The sequence below is a fragment of the Neorhizobium sp. LMR1-1-1.1 genome, from assembly GCF_040675795.1.
Lineage (GTDB): Bacteria > Pseudomonadota > Alphaproteobacteria > Rhizobiales > Rhizobiaceae > Neorhizobium > Neorhizobium cellulosilyticum.
Map to the genome: position 1 here is coordinate 1 of NZ_JBEGHE010000095.1, position 262 is coordinate 262.

At 51.1% G+C, this 262-nt stretch carries 1 rRNA gene; it reads right to left on the reverse strand.

From position 1 onward, the window contains the following. Positions 1-205, reverse strand: a 16S ribosomal RNA gene (locus MRBLMR1_RS29950); the annotation flags it as partial. Positions 206-262: the final 57 nt, after the last annotated feature.

Genomic DNA, 262 nt, shown 5'->3' on the forward strand with positions numbered 1-262 from the left:
ACGCGGGCTCATCCATCCCCGATAAATCTTTCCCCCGTAGGGCGTATGCGGTATTAGCTCCAGTTTCCCGGAGTTGTTCCGCAGGGATGGGTAGATTCCCACGTGTTACTCACCCGTCTGCCGCTCCTCTTGCGAGGCGCTCGACTTGCATGTGTTAAGCCTGCCGCCAGCGTTCGTTCTGAGCCAGGATCAAACTCTCAAGTTGAGAATTCAATCATGACTAATCACTTTGTTCTGAATCGACGAGAACATTTTTATATGT